The sequence below is a fragment of the Oleiphilus sp. HI0043 genome, assembly GCF_001634935.1.
Genome location: NZ_LWEY01001216.1, coordinates 1 through 2,717, shown reverse-complemented (window position 1 = coordinate 2,717; position 2,717 = coordinate 1). Strand labels below are relative to the sequence as shown.

The 2,717-nt window shown below is 42.5% G+C and carries 2 protein-coding genes and 1 pseudogene; 2 read left to right on the top strand and 1 reads right to left on the bottom strand.

Annotation, left to right across the window (positions count from 1 at the left end; all coding sequences use genetic code 11):
- Positions 1-80: 80 nt before the first annotated feature.
- Positions 81-734, bottom strand: a complete 654-nt coding sequence (locus tag A3729_RS14865; RefSeq protein ID WP_156490425.1) for a hypothetical protein — start codon at positions 732-734, stop codon at positions 81-83.
- An 804-nt stretch (positions 735-1,538) separates the two neighbouring features.
- On the opposite strand from A3729_RS14865, the pseudogene A3729_RS34620 reads away from it, so the two are divergent.
- Positions 1,539-2,114: pseudogene (locus tag A3729_RS34620) on the top strand (methyl-accepting chemotaxis protein); the annotation flags it as partial.
- A gap of 47 nt (positions 2,115-2,161) precedes the next feature.
- On the top strand, positions 2,162-2,717 hold a 556-nt coding region (locus A3729_RS14855), incomplete at its 3' end, for a PleD family two-component system response regulator (protein ID WP_197475864.1).

The following is a 2,717-nucleotide window of genomic DNA, read 5'->3' as shown; positions in this document are numbered from 1 at the left end:
ACGGAGATTGTTCGTAAAGGCTGCGGTGACATCTCGGCTTTCGAGGGCTAAGTATCACCGCTTGTTTAGGCGGGTACGGTTTATGCGTTTATCGTTAAGCGGAAGCTGTTATCCTTCGACAGAGCTGCTTGCTCACTATTATTGGTGATTTTGTTGGTTTTCAGTGCTTCATAGCGATGGGCGATATCATTTAATTTGTTATGCTCATTTTGTTCGCTAATTAGCTCATTAAAGAGATTATTACCAACTCCATATGCACCAGAAATCTTCACGACATTGTCTACGTAATCAAGTGTAGGCTGCTGTTTGCTCAAACGCTGAAAAGCCTCTTTAAAGTGTTTGTTGTTGTTAAGGTCAGTACTTATTTTTTCATGATCGCTTGGGCGCATCGCGCCTTTGATCTCAATGTTGCCGTAAATATCCTTCTCTACATTTAGCTGGGTTCTCGGGTTTAAGTTGTACTCAGCAAGCTTATTACGCAGAGTTTCCTTGAGGAAGGCTTTATCTTGGCCTAACTCCGTTTTGAATGTTTCAACATTTACCTTTTTACTTTGACTTTGAATGCCTAGTCTTAATAAAGTGACCGCATCGTCTAGCAATACTCGCTTTTCTGCTTGTTCTTTGCGTCTGGCACTGTCGTCTGCGTGGCTGCTGTTTTCAGTACCGTTTTGAGAGTCCTGACGTTGTAGTTGCTGAGGGATCTGTAAGGCTTGTTCTGTTGATATATGTGCCATGGTTATTTGCTCGCTAAGTTCCAGTTCGGCAATCAATGACCGTTTTCTGACAAAAAATGCTAGTTATCTAAGGAATAGCAAATTAAATGCCAAGCTTGTTAGGCGGCTAGGGTAAGTTAACATGGAATTGTCCCACCCCTAGATTTGAATAGCTGCTGGCAAAGAAGGGCTTTGCTTACTAGACTGCAGGGATTTGGTTTCTTAATAATTAGGCAATCTTGTTCTATGTCAGAAATGTCAGCGTATCGCGCACCGGTTTTACCTATTATTCTCACATTGTTGACGACGCTGGGTTGTTTTTATATACCCACCAAACTCATATTTATACCGGTTGTTCTAACCTCAATTGCTTGGGCTTGGGCCCACTATGCAAATGTGCAGAGTCTTCGTAGTCGTTATGCGGGACAAGAGCGATCACTGCTAAATGATAAGGCCACTGAACTCACTCAGGAAGCATGCGCAGTAATGAGTGAACAAGCAGAGCTTGTGAAGGAAAATCTTGTCCACATTAATCAGAAGGTGACTGAAAGCGCTGATCAGATTAGTGCCAGTTTTACCGGAATATCTCAGAAATCTGAACGACAAAGAGAGCTCTTGTTAAAAGTTGTTGCTATGGTCCATGAGGATGAAACAACAAGTGGAGAAGAGCAAGTAACAGTCAGGCAATTTGTTGATGAGTTGATGGGGATAATAGATAGTTATGTCAGATTATTGGTTGAGGTGAGTGAAAAAAGTATCTTTGCTGTTCACCGAATCGAGGATATGTCACATCATTTTGAACAAACTTTTACCTTGCTAGGGCAGATCAGGGGTATTGCTGATCAAACAAATTTATTGGCATTAAATGCGGCAATCGAGGCAGCGAGAGCTGGTGAAGCCGGCAGAGGATTTGCCGTGGTTGCTGACGAGGTACGTACCTTGTCGCAAAACTCAAACACCCTTAATGACAAAATATTTGAAACATCTGAGAACACAAAGCGCGCGATTGATGGTGTAAGCAAAATTGTGGGAGAGATCGCATCCTTGGATATGAATATGGCGATCAGTGCGAAAGCCCATGTCGATGAAATGCTTGTAGATTTGGAGCAAACAAATGTCACCATTGAAAATACTATGGATGAAGCTTCCGCTTATACAGAAACGTTAAAAGTGGACGTGGCTGACGCGGTCAGGAGTTCACAGTTTGCTGATAATGTTAGTGCCGATATTAACTCTTTTCTGCAACAAAACTCTTTGTTACAAGAGGCGCTGAATAAGGTAAGGAGTGTGTCCAGTGAAGCCGAAATACTCGACTTATTGCAAGAGATTGGCAAGCAAAAGAGTGGCTCTAAGAGCAGTGTTGCGGCAGAAGCGAGTGATGACAATGTCTCATTGTTTTAACGCAAAATATTAATCAATAGCGTGGGTGGGTAGTACAGACAATGGGAATGAATGTTCTAATTGTGGACGATCATGAATCGAATCGTATTCTAGTAAGGTATTTGCTTGAATCCGAAGGCCACGACTGCATCGAAGCTGAAAATGGGCAGATAGCAGTCGAGCAGTTTGATGAGCACCAGCCAGACTTTGTTCTGATGGACATTGTCATGCCTGTTATGGATGGCTATGAAGCCGCGTCCTTAATTAAAAAGCGCGCAGGCGATACCCATGTTCCTATTATTTTTCTGACAGCAAAACATGATGAGAAATCTTTGCTTGCTTGCCTGGAGAGTGGTGGAGATGATTATTTACCAAAGCCCATTAATGGCATTGTTCTAAAAGCGAAGATTAAGGCTCATGCGAGAACTCAGGAGCTTACCCAGCAAGTTCATGCGAAAAACAGTGAGCTAACCCGTCTACACGCGACATTAACGCAAGAACATGAGATGGGGCGTCATGTATTAAATCATACGCTCAAGAGGAGCTTGCAGAACTGTAAAAATGTTAAAAGCTATCTTTCTTCAATGTCGACCTTTAATGGCGATATCTTTCTTTTGGCCGAAA